Source organism: Flavobacterium sp. SLB02 (assembly GCF_009664855.1).
GTDB lineage: Bacteria > Bacteroidota > Bacteroidia > Flavobacteriales > Flavobacteriaceae > Flavobacterium.
Window position 1 is genome coordinate 5,122,964 of sequence record NZ_CP045928.1, and the last position, 19,863, is coordinate 5,142,826.

12 protein-coding genes are annotated in these 19,863 nt (G+C 35.4%); 1 reads left to right on the forward strand and 11 read right to left on the reverse strand.

Annotation, left to right across the window (positions count from 1 at the left end; genetic code table 11):
• Positions 1 to 10: 10 nt before the first annotated feature.
• The 8 genes from GIY83_RS19225 to GIY83_RS19260 all read right to left on the reverse strand — a co-directional run bounded on the left by GIY83_RS19225 (position 11) and on the right by GIY83_RS19260 (position 13,838).
• Positions 11 to 943: an arabinan endo-1,5-alpha-L-arabinosidase gene (locus tag GIY83_RS19225; RefSeq protein WP_347349810.1), complete on the reverse strand. Its 933-nt coding sequence runs from the start codon at positions 941 to 943 to the stop codon at positions 11 to 13.
• A gap of 98 nt (positions 944 to 1,041) precedes the next feature.
• A complete protein-coding gene (locus GIY83_RS19230) occupies positions 1,042 to 3,405 on the reverse strand; it encodes a S8 family serine peptidase (protein ID WP_208682919.1) in 2,364 nt (787 codons plus the stop codon).
• Positions 3,406 to 3,668: 263 nt separating this feature from the next.
• Positions 3,669 to 4,625, reverse strand: a complete 957-nt coding sequence (locus GIY83_RS19235) for a glycoside hydrolase family 43 protein (protein ID WP_208682921.1) — start codon at positions 4,623 to 4,625, stop codon at positions 3,669 to 3,671.
• Between the two features lie 131 nt (positions 4,626 to 4,756).
• A complete protein-coding gene (locus GIY83_RS19240) occupies positions 4,757 to 6,382 on the reverse strand; it encodes an arabinan endo-1,5-alpha-L-arabinosidase (RefSeq protein ID WP_208682923.1) in 1,626 nt (541 codons plus the stop codon).
• A 12-nt stretch (positions 6,383 to 6,394) separates the two neighbouring features.
• Positions 6,395 to 7,942, reverse strand: coding sequence for an alpha-N-arabinofuranosidase (locus tag GIY83_RS19245; protein ID WP_208682925.1), 1,548 nt, complete (start codon positions 7,940 to 7,942; stop codon positions 6,395 to 6,397).
• Between the two features lie 61 nt (positions 7,943 to 8,003).
• Positions 8,004 to 9,014, reverse strand: a complete 1,011-nt coding sequence (locus tag GIY83_RS19250) for an arabinan endo-1,5-alpha-L-arabinosidase (protein ID WP_208682927.1) — start codon at positions 9,012 to 9,014, stop codon at positions 8,004 to 8,006.
• A gap of 186 nt (positions 9,015 to 9,200) precedes the next feature.
• A complete protein-coding gene (locus tag GIY83_RS19255; protein ID WP_208682929.1) occupies positions 9,201 to 10,763 on the reverse strand; it encodes a RagB/SusD family nutrient uptake outer membrane protein in 1,563 nt (520 codons plus the stop codon).
• 30 nt (positions 10,764 to 10,793) lie between these two features.
• Positions 10,794 to 13,838, reverse strand: coding sequence for a TonB-dependent receptor (locus GIY83_RS19260; RefSeq protein ID WP_208682931.1), 3,045 nt, complete (start codon positions 13,836 to 13,838; stop codon positions 10,794 to 10,796).
• A 555-nt stretch (positions 13,839 to 14,393) separates the two neighbouring features.
• Here GIY83_RS19260 and GIY83_RS19265 point away from each other — a divergent pair.
• Positions 14,394 to 15,083: an NUDIX domain-containing protein gene (locus GIY83_RS19265; protein WP_194615099.1), complete on the forward strand. Its 690-nt coding sequence runs from the start codon at positions 14,394 to 14,396 to the stop codon at positions 15,081 to 15,083.
• 498 nt (positions 15,084 to 15,581) lie between these two features.
• Here GIY83_RS19265 and fsa read toward each other — a convergent pair whose 3' ends face one another.
• From fsa to GIY83_RS19280, 3 genes are all read right to left on the reverse strand, one after another.
• Positions 15,582 to 16,238 carry a fructose-6-phosphate aldolase gene (gene fsa, locus GIY83_RS19270; protein WP_194615097.1) on the reverse strand — a complete coding sequence of 219 codons (657 nt, stop codon included), beginning with the start codon at positions 16,236 to 16,238 and terminating at the stop codon, positions 15,582 to 15,584.
• A gap of 9 nt (positions 16,239 to 16,247) precedes the next feature.
• Entirely contained in the window at positions 16,248 to 18,302 is a 2,055-nt protein-coding gene (locus tag GIY83_RS19275; RefSeq protein ID WP_208682933.1) for a transketolase, read from the reverse strand.
• Positions 18,303 to 18,819: 517 nt separating this feature from the next.
• Positions 18,820 to 19,818: a GntR family transcriptional regulator gene (locus GIY83_RS19280; protein ID WP_208682935.1), complete on the reverse strand. Its 999-nt coding sequence runs from the start codon at positions 19,816 to 19,818 to the stop codon at positions 18,820 to 18,822.
• Positions 19,819 to 19,863: the final 45 nt, after the last annotated feature.

Consider the following 19,863-nt stretch of genomic DNA (forward strand, 5'->3'; position numbering starts at 1 on the left):
TTTGAATATTCTATTTTAAAACGGGCCATAAATCATTGTCCCAAAGCATTTCTTTAACGACTAATCTTGGTGTTCCGTTGGTTTTCTTTTCGTAAGCGTGATAGAAAATATAATCTTTTCCGTCAAACGTATAAGCGCTGTTATGGCCTACGCCAAAGTAACTCTCATCGCCCTGAACTACGATACTTCCACCACCTTCGTTTAAAGATTTTCCGTCTTTATCGACATAAGGTCCTATCACATTTTTAGATCTTCCAACAACAACTTTATAAGTACTTTTTTCTCCGCGGCAGCATAAATCCCAAGAAAGAAACTGATAGTAATAACCGTTTTTCTTAAAGATAAAAGGAGCTTCAAGCGCACCATCGCCCGGGTCTGCATCCGGTAATTCGAAAGTTCTTTTTCGTTTTGCAATCGTGTGCCATTCTTGTGGCTGGGCGATCGATTTTAAATCGGGATTTAGTTTTACCAGTTTCAATCCTTCCCAAAAAGAACCAAATGATAACCACGGCGTATTGTTTTCATCGAAAATTAAATTCGGGTCAATGGCGTTCCACATATCGCGATTGGGTTGCGATTGAATCACGATTCCCTGATCGACCCATTTGTATTTTTTGTCTTTTGGATCTAATGTTGTATTGGTCGCCACACCAATCGCCGACGTATTTTTGGCGAAAGCCGAAACCGAATAATACAGATAATAAACATTGTTATGTAATGAAATATCCGGCGCCCAAATATGATTTTTAAAATCGGCCGCAACACCATCTGCCCAAACAGGCTTGTCTTTGAAAACCTGCGGCTCGGGATTCCAGTTTTTTAAATCTTTCGAACTAAAAACACTGATTCCGTTACCGGTGCAATACAAATAATAGGTACCTTTTTGTTTGATAACGACGGGATCGTGAACGACTATTTCCTGTGCAAATGATACTGAACCCATCAGTATCATTAGAGCAGAAAAAATGCATTTTATGTTTTTATAAAACTTCATATTATTTATTTTCAGATATAAACCGCTATTTTAAAGTTAATTAATTTCTATTTTATAATTACCTGATGACTTTCTGTTTGACCATCAATGTCTATTTTCAATACATATATCCCTTTTTTATAATTGCTAACATTCAACGAAGCTATATTGTTTATAACCGAAATACTTTCAGTTTTATTTCCATTCAAATCATATAATGTAGCTGTGATTTTTGAAGTTTTTACAGGGACTGTCTTTCCATCTATTAATGAAATATTCAATATATCACTTGAAGGATTTGGATATACTACATATTGAACGGTTTCTTCATTTGTTGTCGTTTTTTGCGCGCTTATTGTACTGCTTGGGCAACTGCCTAACATAGCGTAATTACTATACGAACTTGTAGCACATCCTAACGTAGCTTTGGCTGTATAGATGAAATAATTTTGAGTATAGGTGTTTAATGATATTTTGAAAAGAAACACATTATTTGAAGTTTTGGTATATGTAATTCCTGTTGGTAAATTAATAAAAGAATAATCGTAAACATGTGAGGCATCAATATCCATATTCGTAATTGTTAAAGTAACAAAACGATATTGACCACAGGTTTCATTTGTTTTTTGTACATTGAATGTTGGTTGTCCTACCCAAATATTTTTGGTTAAAGTTTGTCCACTTTGAAAAGTAGCGGTTATTGTCCCATTCCCTGAACCGTTTGCTGTTACAGTAACAGAGTTATTTGTTGGATTTGACAAAATTAAATTTGATGAACAACTCCAAGAAGTGACAAGACCATTTGCATAATTTTGTATTGTATAAATATTAGTTGTAGAAGTACAAATCGTTGGATTTCCAGTTATACTTAAATTTAAAGCTTTTAGAACCGCATTCATAGCATTAATTCTACCATAACCAACTTCATTATTCCAAGTCCCATTTGCCTGACCGGTTACATTTGAAGAATATGAATATCCCGTTACCTTATCTGTTGAAGTTTCTAAATATTGTCTCGCCTCTACTCCTGTTAAGTTAGGATTTACAGATAGTATTAAAGCAACAACACCTGCTGCATTCGGACAAGCAGAAGAGGTTCCGTTGAAATCAGATCTATAATCTCCATAATCATAACCTGCTGATCCCGAAATATCCGTAGTATATATTTTTACGCCCGGTGCAACTACGTCAATTCCAGCACCATAGTTACTCCCCCACCAAGATTCTCCGTCACAAGAAGTGGGTGTTTTTCTTTGGTCACACATTGAACTAGCCCCAACTGCTATAACATTTGGCAACGTAGCAGGATAACTAACTGCAACGTTTTCATTACCAGTAGCAAATAAAACAACAGCCCCTTTTCCGTTTCTGCCATTTGTAACGGCATTATTTATTGCATTGGTAATTGTAGAAGATGGACTTCCTCCTCCCCAAGAGTTACTTAAAACATCCGCCTGATTTTGAACCGCGAAATTAATGCCTGCTGATATCCAATTATCATTAGTTTGCCAAAAACCATTGTTATCTTTCAATGCAATCCTAATCGGGATAACTTTTGAATTGTATGCTACGCCAACAGTACCAATATTATTATTAGCTACCGCAGCCACAATACCTGCGCAACCTGTTCCGTGAGCATCATTATTTGAGGGACCTCCGCTAGAATTTCCTCCTGTTGCATCATACCCCGGTAAAAGATTTGCATTTAAATCAGGATGATTCAAATCTACTCCTTCATCTATAATGGCTACTTTTATTCCGTTACCTGTAGAAAAATTCCATGCATTATCTACATCCATATCTGCATCTATAGTACCTCCAAAATATCCCTGATTGTTTATTGTCCATTGCGAAGCATAAAAAGGATCTGTGGTTTGGGGTTTTATAAATCTAATAAAATTTGGTTCGGCATAATCAATATTTTTATTCTTTTGTAAAAACTCAGCCAATGCAAATAATTCTGGAGTTGAGATGTTGTCTATCGTTATCAAAAATTGATTTGTTAGAAAGTCATCTTTTTTAATCGTAAAATTGTATTCTTTCAGAAGTAAATCGAAATCAACCTCCATTTTTGTTTTAACATTGAGTTCTCCATTACAAACTTGTTCAACTCCGTCTTTATATATCAAGACTGGTTCAATACTTGTTACTTTATCACTAAATTTATTTTCTAACGCTGATTTTGTGTTGGTAAAATCTGTGTAATTAAGTTGAGCGGTCTTTATTATAGCAGTGTTTTTAGATATTTCTGTAAATTGATTATTACTCTGTTTTTGAATGGTTTCCCTATCTTCATCTTTGAATTTTACTAAAAATTTTTCTGTTGAAATTTGAAACTCTATTACTTCTTTATCATTTTGAAGTTTTAACTTTTGCTGTGCTTTCAAGATAAGTGAAAGTGTTAAGAATACGAAGAGTATTATTTTTTTCATTGTTTGCAATTTTAGTTAATATTAAAAATTTATAAGTGTAATCTGTAGAACCAACTTTTTTATATAACTTTTTTTGGTTTGCAAGAAATATAACTACAACAACAAGATCAGTTGAGATTCTCCAAAATCATTCAAAAAAATTGAATAACATCTGAGATTTTTTTCGTGCAAAGCCATTAGATATGATTACCAATTGAATAATCTTTCTTTTTATATCATGTTTGTTTTTCATGAGCAGCTATGTGTCTTTTTATTCTTATTAATTACTTCACTATTCCTTCAGAGGTCATCACCACTCGTTTCATCGTTCCGTCTTTATTATAATACAATTTGTCTACACAAACTGATCTTCTGAAACTTCCTCCATGCGGAATTGACGCTCCGTTGTGATAAATAAAATACGATTGTCCTTTAAAATCTATAATTGACTGGTGATTGGTATTACTGTTCCCGGCTAATTCGTTCAGGATTCCTTTGAACTCCCAAGGACCAGTAATGGACTTACTCATGGCGTAGGCGATTTTTTCAGGAAACTCATACGCGTATGATAAATAATACCAGTCTTTATGTTTATGAATCCATGGCGCTTCGGTAAAGTGCGGCAAATCGATGTGCTGAATTGGCCCGTCTAATTCCAACATATTTTCTTTTAATTTTGCATAATGACAAGCGGTATTTCCCCAAAACAAATAGGCTTGTCCATCAGTATCGATATAAACCGTTGGATCGATATCGTCCCAGCTTATATCGGTAAATTTGGTCATGTCGTTTGTAATCAGCGCTTTTCCTAAAGCATCTTTAAAAGGCCCTGTTGGACTGTCGGAAACTGCAATTCCAATTGATTTTCCGTGTACTGATCCATGCTCAACGGTTACATACCAATAAAATTTTCCGTTTCTTTCAATAACTTGTGAAGCCCATGCATCTCCTTTTGCCCAAGCAAAATCAGTTGTTTTTAACGGCACCGGATGCGATTCCCATTTTTTCATATCTGATGAAGAATATACTACCCATTCATTCATTTTATAAAAATTAAAATCGTTTGGCGCTTCGTCATGACCCGCGTATAGATAAACTTTATCTTTATAAACTAATGCCGCAGGATCGCCTGTATATTGATCTTTGATTATTGGATTATTGAATTTTGCGGGATCAGTTTGGCTTTGAACTGTTTGACAGAAATTAAGTAAAAGTGATATGGTCGTAATTATATTTTTCATTATGATTTATTTTAAAACATAGTTTCTATGTGTTAAATATTTTTTCTCGCAGATTTGGCAGATTGAGCAGATTTTTATCTTTTACTCTGTGGCTATTATTTAATGTTTAGAATTTTAAAAATTGAAATTTTCTAATTAATCTTTTTCCCCAAAACCGGTAATCCGCCTGCCGTTAAACCTGAATAACTCAAAGTCACTTTTCTGGTGGCAGATTCCCAATCCCAGGCATCGGTTACATTACATTTTACTCCGTTTATCGTTAAGATTTTTTTGGCGCTGTCGTATGACCAGGTTCCATTTGCATCTCCGCTTACTTTTTTATCGGCGGTTAAATAAACGGTAATTGATTTTTGAATGGTTTTGTATTGATAATTCATGGTTATTTGTTCCCATGTTCCAATAAAACTAGCTTCAGAAATCGTGGTTGCCGGTACTCCTGCATAACGTTCTGCTTCTACAACCGGCCAGCCATCTTCTGTCCATTGAATCCCACGAACGTGTCCCATCATTACGGCATTCGAAACTGCGATTCCCGGAACTCCTTCCGGCAAACGTGCCTGCGATGCATAATACCATTGTTTGGTTTCTGGGTTTTGAAAAATTCCGCAATGTGAAATTCCCACCCAGCCTGTATGATTTTTAAAAGAGTATGGATGTGTTAACATTGGTAAACAATCGGCTCCGTTTGTAATACTGGTTCCGGTAATGGTTTGATAAGGTCCCAAGATACTTTTTGAACGTGCTACACGTGTATTGTAAGCAACTGATAATTCATCATAAGCCAGAAATAAATAATAATATTGAGTCTCCGGATTATAAATAATTTCAGGTCCTTCGAGTGCTTGCCAGCGGTTTGAATTTACGTTACCGCGTCCTGCAATTCGTACTCCGTAATCGTCAATGGTTTTTAATTTATCAGGTTTTCCTGTTGCCGGGTTCAGTTTTAAAGCTGCGATTCCGGAATGCCATGAACCGTAAATTAAATACTGATTGCCTTCAGGAGTCTGAATGAAACTCGGATCGATGGCGTTGAATTTAAAATAAGCATCCCAATCGTTTCCTCCGTTTCGAACATAGCTTTTTACGCCATCAGGTTCAGAGCAAACGACCATTCCTTTATCTACCCAATTGTTAGATGCTAAATCAGTTGTTTCGGCTAAGCCAATGAAAGCGCGTTCTGTCCAGGAAGTATTGGTATCTGTGCCTACAATAGGATTTGTTACTACAATACTGTAATACATTCTGTAAATATTACCTACTTTTCGAACGCAAGGCGCCCAATATCCATAATTAGGATTTGTAATGGGTGGCAAAGCAGGAGACATTCTGGCTCTTTTATTGTTTAAAGAATCTTTTACCCAGGCCGGAGCTTCGGTCATTGAAGGTCCCATAAATTCCCAGTTGATTAAATCTTTGGATCTTCTGTAAAAAAAATGTCCGTGACCATCTGTTGCATTCCCGTAAGAAGCATCGGTTTGGTACATATAATAATAGTCTCCTGATTTTTCTACAGATGGATCATGAACGTTGGCTAAATTCCATTGTGCTCGGCTTCCCCAACCTGATAATGAGGTGTAATTATCTGCGTAAGTTGGTCCCGGAAAAGCGGGCGTCACTACCGGAGGATCCACCACTACCGGCGGATCAGGATTTTCATTTGTTGCAGGATCATCTTTTGAACAGCTCACTGCAGCAAAAACAAATAAAAGCAGCCCTAAGTACGAGGCTATTTTTATTATGTGTTTTGATTTTTTCATTTTTTTAGCTTGTTATTTTCCTTCTAATACTACTACTGAGAAAGGAGGAATTGTGATTTCTAATTTTCCTTTTTTATTTTCGAAAGCTTTAAAAACTGTTGGCACAATTTTGTTTGGAGTATCGAATGAATTATAATCCTGTAACTTAGCTGATGTTATAATAGTTCCTGTGAAGTTTTTAACGCCCAGATTATTGACATCTATTTCTATTTTATTTTTATTCTTGGCATCTACATTTACTAAAGAAATATGAACCAATCCGCTTTTGTCTTTTGATGCCGAAGCAGAAACTGCCGGAAGTGATTCTCCGTTGAAAGTGTATAATGGTGACTGAAAATTGACTGGCAATAATTTAGCATCCTGGTGAACGCTATACAATTTCATGACATGATAGGTTGGCGTTGTAATCATTTTTGCTTTATCCGTAAGGATTACCGCTTGTAAAACGTTTACACATTGTGCCAGGTTTGCCATACGAACTCTGTCAGCATGATTGTTAAAGATGTTAAGCGTTGCTCCGGCCAAAACCGCATCTCTCATCGTATTTTGTTGGTATAAAAATCCAGGATTTGTTCCTTTCTCTACTTCGTACCAGGCTCCCCATTCGTCTACAATCATAGCTACTTTTTTCTCCGGATCGTATTTGTCCATTATAGCAGAATGTTTGGTTACCAATTCTTCCATTTTTAAGGCAGATTGCATGGTATGAAAATAGCCGTCTTCGGTAAAGTTTACACCGTCGCCTTTTTTACCCCAATCGATAACGGCATAATGGTGTACTCCAACTCCGCCTAACATATTGATCGGAATGTTTTTCATTAAAACTTCTGTCCAGTTATAATCGGCACTGTTTGATCCTGATGCAATGCGGGTAATTCCGCCTGTATTTTCCCAATCTGACATGAAGGTGGCGTATTTGCGGTATTCATTAGCATAATATTCTGCTGTCATATTTCCTCCACAACCCCAGGCTTCATTTCCAATTCCCCAGAATTTTACTTTCCAAGGTTCAGTTCTTCCATTCTTTTTACGCAAATCACTCATTGGGCTTTTGCCGCTAAAGTTGGTGTACTGCACCCAATCCGCTAATTCCTGAACGGTTCCGCTGCCTACGTTTCCTGACAAATAAGGTTCGGCACCCAATAATTCGCACATGTTAAGAAAATCATGCGTCCCAAAACTGTTATCTTCTGTTGTACCGCCCCACCATTTGTTTACAATTGTTGGTCTTTCCTGTTGTGGTCCAATTCCATCTTTCCAGTGGTAGGTATCTGCAAAACATCCGCCCGGCCATCTTAAATTCGGAATTTTTAATTCTTTTAAAGCTTTAACAATGTCATTTCTAACTCCTTTTGTATTTGGAATCTTGGATGTATCTCCCACAAAAAAACCTCCATAAATAGAACGTCCTAAATGTTCTGCAAAATGCCCGTAAATATTTTTATCAATAGTTGGGGCATCAGCATTATTTTTAATAGTAACTACTGTAGTTTGATTTTGAGCAAAATTAACCTGAGTGAAAAGGGTAAAAAGAAATGTGCTTAAAAGTATTTTTTTCATAATGTGTTTTTATAAGTTATAAAGAGGAAAGCTTCATGAAACTTTCCTCTAAATAGTATTTTTAATAAGAAAGTGATGGCCAACCTGATGACCATGTAAAATATACAATTTCGAGTTTTGGATTTCCGCTGTCGGCTCCGTCATAATAATGAACTGATCCTTTTTGAGTTCCGACAATTCTGGATAAATGACCTGGTCCGATATAATTTCCTTGTGTTGCTAAAACTGTTGTTCCGCCACCGTTCTTTAAATTCACTCCGTTTTTATCAACATAGGGGCCAAACGGACTTGTTGAGCGGCCTACTACAATATAGTATGTACTGTTTACGCCGTTACAACAACTACCTCGGTTTACGAACATATAGTAATAACTTCCTTCTTTTATCAAACAAGGCGCTTCCCAACTTGCACTGCTTCCGCCGGCAACAATCGTTTTGCTTCCTGTCGTTTTTCCTGTTGAAGGATTAATCTGGATGACTCCAATTCCGGCATGCCAGGAACCATATGCCATATAAACATTGCTTCCGTCTACTAAAATTGAAGGATCAATTGCATTCACATCTGAAGCTGACGAGGATGAAACCACTACACCTCTATCTGTCCAGGTTGTTCCCGCCGAAGCACTTATTGCCGGAGTAGTTACCAACCCAATTGCTGATGTTGCGGAACCAAAAGTGGAGCATGAATAATACATATTCCATCGATTATTGAACCAGGCTACATCTGGCGCCCAAAATGTTTTTACAAAACCGGGTACATATCCTGTGATCCAACCTGGAGTCGAAGTAAATACTGATGCTCCCCAAGTCCAACTTGTTAGATTTGTTGAATATGTCATGGGTATATTATCTCCTGTTGTAAATACATAATAGTTTACGCCACTTTTTACAATTGTACTAGGATCGTGTGAGGGAACTTTTCCTGTAACAGTTTTGGCTGTTAAGTTTTTTACTTGAGAATTCTGAGTATCTACAACCGCGGCTGCGTCCTCATTTGAAGGATTTATAAGATCTTCATTTTGGCAACTTACTAATAATACTGCTAATAAAACTAAACTTGTAATTGTTTTCATTGGTTATAATTTTAGTTAAGGTGTAATTATTATATCTCTGCAATCTCAATTTCTGTTTTTAAGATAATATCATGTAAAGGTTTTTAGGCCCTTACATGATATTAAGTATTCTAACTAATTCAAATAAAATCTTAGTCTCAGTTTTCAGTCACAGTAAACACTGAGACTGTGACTGGAACTGAAAACTTAATAACTGTCATTCTGTTTTGTTCCCGGATTATTATCCATTTCTAATTGCGGAATTGGATAAAATTCTCTTCCTGGTGTATACGAATTAAACTCAGCATCTCTCGATTTTAGCCAGGCTAATTTTGTAGCATCCTGTAACCATCCCCAACGACGAATGTCATCAAAACGGTGTCCTTCAAGAGGGAACTCCAGGAATCTTTCGTGACCTAGCTGTTCTCTCATTTGGGCTTGTGACATACCTGGTTTTACTGTTGCCAGATCTGGCAAACCAACTCTGTTTCTTACCATCTGAATGTATCCGTATGCTCCGGGAGTATCACCTGTTTCGTTTAAAGTTTCGGCATACATCAAAAGAATATCTGCATAACGCAACAAACGCTCGTTGATTCCAGAACGCCAATCCATTTCGCTTTCAAATTCTCCATCTGAATTTTGATATTTTCTACAAAATATATCATTCAAATCAGCTGGACTTTTTTCATAGTAAGTTGCAAAATCTTGTCCATACAATTTCATTCCGCCTGGTTTATTGTAAAATATCGTGGCATCTAAACGAGGATCCAGATCTCCTGATTGAGTTTTCTCCTCATGAAATTCATTGAATAATGCAAATGAAGGCTGAACATCTGTCCATCCAAAACCTCTTGCTGCATAAGTGATAGCACGTGCTGAAGTTTTTCCCCAATTTGAAGCTGGAATACCTCCCCAGCCTAATGCAACGCCTCCAGCCTCTCTACTCATTTGTACTTCAAAAAGTGACTCTGAATTATTTTCATTAGCAGTAGTAAAATTATCGCGATAATTTGATACTAATGAATAAACGCCTAAGTCAATAACTTGTTTGAAAGTAGCTTTGGCTTTTTCAAAATCCTTAGTAAACAAATAAGCTTTTCCCAGGTACCCCAGAGCTGCTCCCTTTGTTGCGCGTCCTGCCTCCCCGCTATCTAAACCTGAAACACTAGCGTATGAAGTAGGTAATAACTCAGCCGCAGCTGTAAAATCTGCAATGACTTGTGCCCAACCTTCTGCTTCTGTTTTCTGTGGATATTTAACTGCAATGTCTATTGGAACCGGCACGTTTTTAAACATGTTTACTGCATGAAATAAGTAAAGTCCTCTCAAAAAATAAGCCTGACCTAAAATTCTGCTTTTTAGCGCCCCATTTGCCATTTCGATATTTGGAACATTTGCCAAAACTTGATTAGCACGGTAAATTCCCTGATAATAGGTTTCGTAAGCCCAGCCGTAAATTGCCGCATCCGCAACATTTGAGTTGAAATGCCCAACATTGTACATAGATGGCCATGGACTATTAGTACGAGCATCATCAGATCTTGCATCTAGTAATAAAGGTGTACTTCGCATATAAGTACCATCTGTTAATAAACTACTATAAACAGCGTTTATACCTGCAATCGCGTCCTCATCTGTTTTCCAAAATGATGCTGCCGTTTCAACATTTGGATCAACCTGAAGTAAATCTTCATTATCAACACAACTTGTTGTTAACACGGCTACTGAAAAGAAAGCCGTTATATAGTTAAATATTTTATATTTCATTTTAATACGTTTTAATTGATTAGGCTAGTTTTAAAAATTTACTTCAACACCCATAGAAATTGTTCTTGGATTAGGGAAAGATCCCGCATCGTATCCTCTGGAAAATAATCCATCATTGTAATTAAAATCGGGATCATAACCTTTGTATTTACTAATAATCAATAAGTTTTGCCCATTAACAAATATCTTCGCTTTCTGAATAAAAGTATCTTTAGGAACTGGAATTAAAAACCCGATTTCTAATGTCTGCAATTTGATATAATCGCCACTTTCAATAAATCTGTTAGAATCTCTTGCGTTTGCATTTGGATCTCCAATAATCGGACGTGGCACATTTGTGTTTGTATTTGTTGGGGTCCAGTAATTCAATGCATCAACACTACTGTTTCCGTATTGTTCTGCCATTAAATTACGGTACAATCCATTGAATACCTTGTTCCCACCGCTTCCTTGCCAAAACATAGAGAAATCAAAGTTTTTGTAATTAGCACTAAAATTAAGTCCGTAACTGTATTTTGGAATGGCAACTCCCTGAAAAGTTCTATCTGCATCTGTAATTTTTCCATCACCATTTACATCCCTAAATTTAAGATCTCCAACACCTGCATTCGTTTGTGTTGGCGAAGCTGCTAAATCAGCCGCATTCTGAAAAATCCCTGCCGTTTCATAAGCATAAAGTTCACCAATAGATCTTCCCACTTCTGTTTTTGACGCTGCTCCATAAATAGGATTTCCGTCTAAACCAATTTGTAGCACCTTATTTTTTAAAGTTCCTAGATTAGCTGAAATGTTATATTTAAACTTATTGCGATTGTTGTTATAACTTGCTGTAAATTCTAAACCGCTATTTCTAACTGCTCCGGCATTTGTTACAACATTTGCAGGGAACGCTCCCGTTGAAAAAGGCAACGGAACTCCAATTAGTAAATCTGTTGATTTTTTTTGATAATATTCTGCTGTAACTTGTAAGTCATTATTAAAAAATCCTAACTCAAGAGCTACATTCGAAGTCGAAGTTTCTTCCCAGTGAACATTTGGATCAATAGCACTAATTACTGTAGTTCCAGGTGCTAATTTATTATTAAAGTCGTATCCTGCAAAAGCATTAATAGTTGGAGAATAGCCATAAGCACCAATCGTATTATTACCTAAAATACCATAACCTCCTCTAACTTTAATAGTATTCCACCACTCAGGTAAGTGAATAAACTTTTCATTACTAATTTTCCACGCCCCTGAAAAAGAGTAGAAATTACCCGTATTATTCTCTTCACTAAAAAGTGATGTTTTATCTTGTCTGAAATTTCCAGTAATAAAATAACGATCATCGTAAGAATAATTTAATCGGCTTAAATACGAAATATTCGTAATCGTATTTTTATATTCTCCTCCATCTCTTGAGTCAGCATATTGAAGTTGACTGATCTCTCCCGGCGTATAGCCAACACCTTTATTCCATAGTCTATAAAAATCCTTTTTCTCCTGAATCCATCCGCCCAAAACATCAATTTTATGCTTTCCAAGCGAAACTTCATATGTCAATAAATTATTCAGGAATGTTCTTGTCTGATTTCCTGTTTCAAGATCTAATGCCGCCTTCTCATTCGTTGTAATATAGTACCACCCTAAATTGCTTGGTGGATTAAATTTTCTATTTTGCCAATCTAATCTATCATAACTTACATCTAGTTTATATTTAAGACCTTTGACAATTTCAAGTTCTCCCCAGATATCTCCAATGAAACGATTTCTTTTTCCGTTATTCGTTATTAAATTATTAAACCCAATTACATTCATCGAAATAGCCCTTTGCGTTAAAACATCAGTACCTCCGTAGCCGCCAAGTCTGTTTGGATCATAAACAGGCATTGTTGGAATAGCGCCCAGCAAATCAACAATCGCTGATTGACCTGCATTATATTCGTTGAAATTCTCTTTGTCAGATTGTGTATAACCTATCTTAGAACCATATTTAAATTTCCCTTTTTTACCATATAAATTTAAATTGGTCGATATTCTTTCATAATCTTGTGGAGAATTTAAATAACTGGTATTTTTAAAATAATCTACATTCATATTGTATCCTAAATTTTCAGCTCCTCCATTAAGGGTAAGTGAATGATTTTGGACAATCCCAGTTTGAAAAGCTTCCTTTTGCCAATCTGTATTTACATTTTTTATATAAGAAGGACTCGTTGGGTTATTTCCAGGAGCAACAGTTAATCCGGCATTTAATTCGGCAGCTGTTGTAATTTTCTGGTATCCAACTCTATCAGTCAAGTCCCATTCTTTAGCCACATTCTGGAGCCCAACTAATGACTTATATTTTATATCTAATTTTCCGTTCTTCCCTTTTTTAGTGGTAATGATTACAACCCCGTTTGCCCCCTGAACACCATAAATAGCGGCCGATGATGCATCTTTTAAAACCTGCATTGATTCGATATCACCAGGCGCAAAATCATTTGGACTATCAACAATCATTCCGTCAATAACAAAAAGAGGATTGTTGTTTGTAAATGAATTTATACCTCTAATTTTTACATTTACAAAGCCTCCGGGTTCTCCTGATGATTGTACTGTAACACCAGCAACCTGGCCCTGAAGCATTTTTGCAGGATCATAGGTGATCGTCTTTTTAGCTGATTCCATATCCACAACACTTATTGAACCTGTAAGATTAGATTTCTTTTGTGTACCGTATCCTACAACTACTACTTCATTTAGTTTATTGGTGTCTTCGCTTAAAGTAATATTTACTTTAGATTGGTTTCCTACTGTTAATTCCTGATTCTGAAATCCTATAAATGAAAAAACTAAAACATCGTTTGGAGATGCTTTAATCGAATATTCTCCATCAAAACCTGTTGTAGAAACGGTTTTGGTTCCTTTTATCAAAATGTTTACTCCCGGCAAAGGCAGTTTGTCTTGCGCCGAGGTAACAATTCCGGTAATCACTTTGCCCTGAGCCGACATTTGATTTACGGAAAATAATAGCATCATAAATGCTACAAGCCATTCTTTTTTTGGCAATAAAAAATTGCAGTAAAAAAATAATTTTTGGTTTGTTATCATACTGGTTAGTTTAAGTTGGTTAGCGTATAATTATAAGTGTTAATTTTACATTTGTAAATTTAAATAAAAAAAAAGCTTAAAAACAAATTAATATGGCAAAAAAAGGAGGTAAAAAAAATGCATATCACAAATTAAGTGTAAAAACAACATTTAAAAATTAATGTTATTTTCAAAAAAAAGAGCTTTTTGATCTATAATTTGTGTAAAACCAACACTTTTTATTAAAAAGCAACTTTTTACTCAAAAAAATGAGTTATAAAAAAAATTAACAAATGAGTTATTTATTGGATATTTGAAGCATAAAAATTTGTTATTTTTGTAAATAAAATCCTCTTTAGGTTCTTTTAAATTTCGACAGATGAATTGTTTTTTGATAAAATCAAAGCTTTTTTGTCGCGAAAACGATTGAAAAAGATAAATTGTGGTCTAAATTTGACTGTAAAAAACTCATTATTGAACTTCTTGAAAAAGACAAACTTATTAAGTGTAAAATCTACATTAATAAATTATGAAACGTATTAGGAAGTTTATATATTTACCAATAAAAAATTGAATATGCTAAACAGTTATAGTTCTGCAGATAAAGTCTTATTAGCAGTAGATTGTATCATTTTTGGATTCGACAGTGAAGGGTTGAAAATCCTTTTGATCAAGAGAGATTTTGAGCCTGAAAAGGGAAAATGGTCTTTGATTGGAGGTTTTTTAAAACGAGATGAAGTGTTGGATGATGCTGCAATCAGAATCTTAAATACGTATACAGGTTTAAACGATATTTATATGGAGCAACTATATGCTTACAGCGAAATCGATCGTGATCCTGTCGAAAGAACCATTTCAGTTTCCTATTATGCTTTGATTAATATCGAAAATCATAATGCTGAACTGATTAAAAATTATCATGCACAATGGTTTAGTATTGCAGATGCTCCTCATTTAATTTTTGACCATAACGAAATGGTGCAAAACGCCATTAAAAGACTTCGTTACAGAACTTCGATCAAACCAATTGGTTTCGAATTACTGCCTGAAAAGTTTACAATGCGTCAGCTGTTAGAATTATACGAAGCTATATTGAGTAAAGAATTAGACAAACGAAATTTTATCAGCAAGATTAATTCTTTAGAAATCCTGAATAAACTGGATGAAAAAGATATGCAGTCTTCCCGAAAAGGATCTTATCTGTATACTTTTAATAAAGAAAAATACGAAGAGAAATTACTCAACGATTTTGTATTGAATTTGTAAAAGTTGGCACGCTGACTTTACGGATTGAACTGATTTTCGCTGATTTTATTTTTTTTATAAAAATGTCAAATAGCTATATCATAATTTCTCTCGCAGATTTAGCAGATCAGGCAGATGAAAATTTTAAAAAAATTCGCTAAATCTGCGAGAGAAAAAAAGAAGAAAAAATTATTCCTTAAGTTTAGTTCACAAATCGAACAAATTAAAATAAAAAATCCGCGTCAATCTGCATCACCCGCACAAACCGTGGGCTTAAAAAAATAAAACCCTGAAAGCCACAAACTTTCAGGGTTTTTTCTTCAAAAAAACTACTATTAAAAACTAACAAAATTATTATTTTAAGTTTTGGTCACGGATTTGAAACAAACAGATCTTTACAGTTTATATTATTTATCAATTGAACTGATATGATAAATTTTAATTGAGCTATCCATTAAATTTAAAATCTGCTTTGATCTATTTCATCCCTTAAATCCGTGGGCCAAAAAAGTCTTCTAATTAACTATTACCTTTTTGATAATCTGCCAGGAAAGTGGCAAGACCAATATCCGTTAAAGGATGTTTTAATAAGCCTTCGATGGCGCTTAATGGCCCGGTAATAACATCTGATCCTATTTTTGCACAATTGATAATGTGCATTACGTTACGAACAGAAGCCGCTAAAATTTGGGTTTCGTAACCGTAATTATCGTAAATCAGTCTGATATCTTCAATCAAAACCATTCCGTCAGTCGAAACATCATCTAAGCGGCCAATAAATGGCGACACATAAGTTGCTCCGGCTTTTGCTGCCAATAAAGCCTGACCTGCAGAAAATACCAAAGTACAATTGGTCCTGATTCCTTTATTCGAAAAATACCTGATTGCTTTTACACCATCTTTTATCATCGGGATTTTTACCACAATCTGCGGATGTAAAGCTGCCAGTTTTTCACCTTCAGCTACCATACCATCAAGATCTGTCGAGATAACTTCGGCACTAACATCACCATCAACCAATTCGCAAATTTTTATGTAATGATCTAAAATATTCTGAGCTCCGGTAATTCCTTCTTTTGCCATCAACGAAGGGTTTGTGGTTACACCATCTAAAACGCCTAAATCATTGGCTTCTTTAATATCTTTTAAATTTGCTGTGTCTATAAAAAATTTCATGTCTTTCTATTATTTTAATAAGTTGTAATTGTTATTTTCTAAATATTTCAGGATTTCTTTACGGGCATTTTCGCTGGTAAATCCAAATTTCTGATCTAAAACTGATGCCGGAGCCGAATATCCAAAATGCTCTAAACCAAATACTTTTCCTTTGGTACCAACAAGGTTTTCTAAATTAACCGGAAGTCCGGCGGTAAGTCCGAAAACCAAAGCATCTTTTGGAATAACACTTTCCTGATATTCCGCAGACTGAAATCTAAAAAGCCCTTCTGAAATAATAGAAGCCACATTTATACTTAATTTAAAATCCTGTGCCAGTTCTTTTGCAGCCTCGATAAGTGTTGCTACTTCAGATCCGTTTGCGATTAAAGTGACGTCAGGATTTGGATTTGATTGCACCAGATAACCTCCTTTTTTGGCTTGAGAAGCTTCTTCAAATCTTGAACTTCCGTTTGTTGGAATATCTTTTATATCTTGTCTCGAAAGAATTAAACCAGTTGGCGTTTTTTTATTTTCGAGCGCCATTTGCCAGGCTACAGAAGTTTCTACAGAATCTGCCGGACGTAAAGCCAATAAACTCTGATCTCCCGAATGATTTTTAATTTTTTCTAGTAATCGAATCTGAGCTTCCTGCTCAATAGGCTGGTGCGTTGGACCATCTTCGCCTACGCGGAAAGAATCATGTGTCCACACATATTTTACCGGTAATTCCTGAATGGCGGCCAAACGAATCGCCGGTTTCATATAATCTGAAAACACAAAAAATGTTGCCACAACCGGAATTACACCACCGTGAAGCGCGATTCCGTTAGCAATTGCTGCCATCGTTAATTCCGCAACACCGGCTTGCAGAAATCCTCCGCTAAAATTATTCTTTTGTAAAACCGATGATTTTTTCAGGAAACCATCTGTTTTATCACTATTCGATAAATCAGCAGAAGACACAATCATGTTCTCTACATTTTCAGCCAGATATCCTAAAACTGCCGCCGATGCATCGCGTGTTGCTGCATTGGCTTTTTGAGCAATTGTGCTAAAATCCAATGTCGGTAAATCTCCATTAAAAAACTGTTTGATCTTTTCAGCTAATTTTGGGTTTTGTTTTTCCCAGGCCGAAATTTGTATTTTTCGATTTGCCGCTTCTTCTGTTTTATTTTCTAAAATTGATTTATAATGCGATTCAACCTCTTTATAAATCGCAAATGAATCTTCTGGATTAGCACCTAAATTCAGTAATGTTTTTTCGAAATTGGCTTTTGTAGCGCCAATAGGTTTTCCGTGCAATTCGCATTGTCCTTCGTACATCGTTCCATCTGCCGTTACACAACCTTTTCCCATTATGGTGCGGCCAATAATTAGAGTTGGTCTTTCTAATTCGGCATGAGCTGCGTTTAATGCTGAACGAATATGAGTGTGATTATGACCGTCAATGGTAATCACTTTCCACCCCCATGATTCGTATTTCATGGCTGTATTTTCGGTCGTAACCTCATCTGTCATCGAAGAAAGCTGCACATCATTCGAATCATAAAACATAATAAAATTGTTCAATCCTAAATGTCCTGCAATTCTTCCGGCTCCCTGCGAAATTTCTTCCTGAACGCCGCCATCGGTTATAAAACCATAAATTTTATGATCGAATAAATTCTCAAATCTTGCTGATAAAAACTTAGCCGCAATAGCTGCTCCAACGCCCATGGCATGTCCCTGACCCAATGGTCCTGATGTATTTTCGATACCTCTTTTTACATCAATTTCAGGATGTCCGGGAGTTACAGAACCCCATTGTCTGAAATTTTCAAGATCTGATTTTTCGTAATTGCCCAGCAAATGATATTGTGCATACATCAAAGCCGAAAGATGTCCCGCATCCATAAAAAAACGATCCCTGAAAATCCAGTTCATATCAGTTGGATCGTATTTTAAGTATTCAGAATATAAAATATGCATGAAATCTGCACCTCCCATTGATCCTCCCGGATGTCCGGAATTTGCTTTTTCGACCATCGAAATAGCCAAAGCTCTTATATTATCTGCCGATAATTGGTCTATTTTGTTATTCATTTCTAAGTTAATTTCAAGTTGGTTTGGTTTATTTAATAGCAGATTTGTAATAGTTTTTACTAAATTTCAAAATAGAACATATCCTATTTTTATAAAGCAAAATCAAAACAAATAATAAGTGTAAAATTTACATTTACAAATGTATGCAAAATAATTTCACAAAAACAAAAAAATTGTTTCGTTATTTTTTTAATTAAAAAATTAGGGATTTAATAGATTATTGGTTTTTATTGTGAGATATTGGTTTGTCAAATAAAAAAAATAAAACATAACGGGAGATTGGAAATTGGATAGAGATGTCCCTACGGGACATTTGCGTGGGGTGATAATTTAATCTGCTACCAACCTTTAACTCCTAGCGGAGTTATCCAATCTAAATGATTGGCGGAAAAAATTCTCAAATTATGCGAAATGAAATATCTCGTAGAGATTAAATGTTGGTAGAAATACAATATCGTCCATATTCCAAAATGTCCCGTAGGGACTAAACCAATCGCTTAAAATAATATTTTCCTCTTTACAAAGAATTGCGCATCATAAGAGATGATTTGTTTTCTATTTGTTCTTTCTTTCCTTTTAGGACCATATCTGCCAAAATTTTTCCCATTGTTTCAAAATGGGTCGAAATTGTGGTGATTCCGTTGGCAACAATCTTTTTTAATGGTGTTTCATTATAGGATATAATTCCGAGATCGATTCCTAATTTCAGGTTTTGGTCTCTTGCTTTTTCGATTACGCGTACTAAATCACGATCATTCGGGATAATGTATAAATCGCCCAAAGTAATTTCGCGGTCGGTAAATTCAGTGATGATTTCGTATTCAAAATCATATTCCGTACAAAAAGCTTCAAACCCAATTTTCATTCCGAGTGGTTCTCTGAAACCCGGGAAAATCAAAATCAACTTTTCGTATTTACCCAGTCTCGACTTTCCTTTGAGCAATCCTTCAAAAATATCTTTTTCATGATTTTGATAAATTGCGGGATACAATTTCAGATCCGGATTGGTCTGATCCAGTATGATAACTTCGCCTACTGGTAGGGTTTTTATCAATTTGGCTACATCGTTTAAGTTGGTGGGCATGATGATGTATTTTGTATAATTTCCGTTACTGTCATTTATGAGTTTCTGAAAAACGGGAACATTAAAATGATGAAAGAAAATATCGACCTGAGCATTTTTTCCAATATACTGCAAAAACGAATTATAGATGTCTTCCTTAAAACTATTTAATTCATCAAATAATAAGAAAACCTTCTGTTTTATAGTCGTTTCAACGCTTTTCACGTAATATCCTTTACCGGGAATAGCGTAAATAATACCTCTTTTTTTGAGTTCATCGTATCCTAATAAAACGGTATCACGCGATAATGAAAAAGCCAGACAAACTTTATTCACAGACGGAAGCCGGTCGCCTTTTACCAGTTTTTCTTCTTCAATTGCTTTTTCTATTGACAGAATTATCTGCTTATATTTTGGCAAACCAATGTTATTCTGAATCGAAATAATATTCATAAAAAAGGAAATTTTGGTGCAATATACAAAAAACTGGTAGGTACT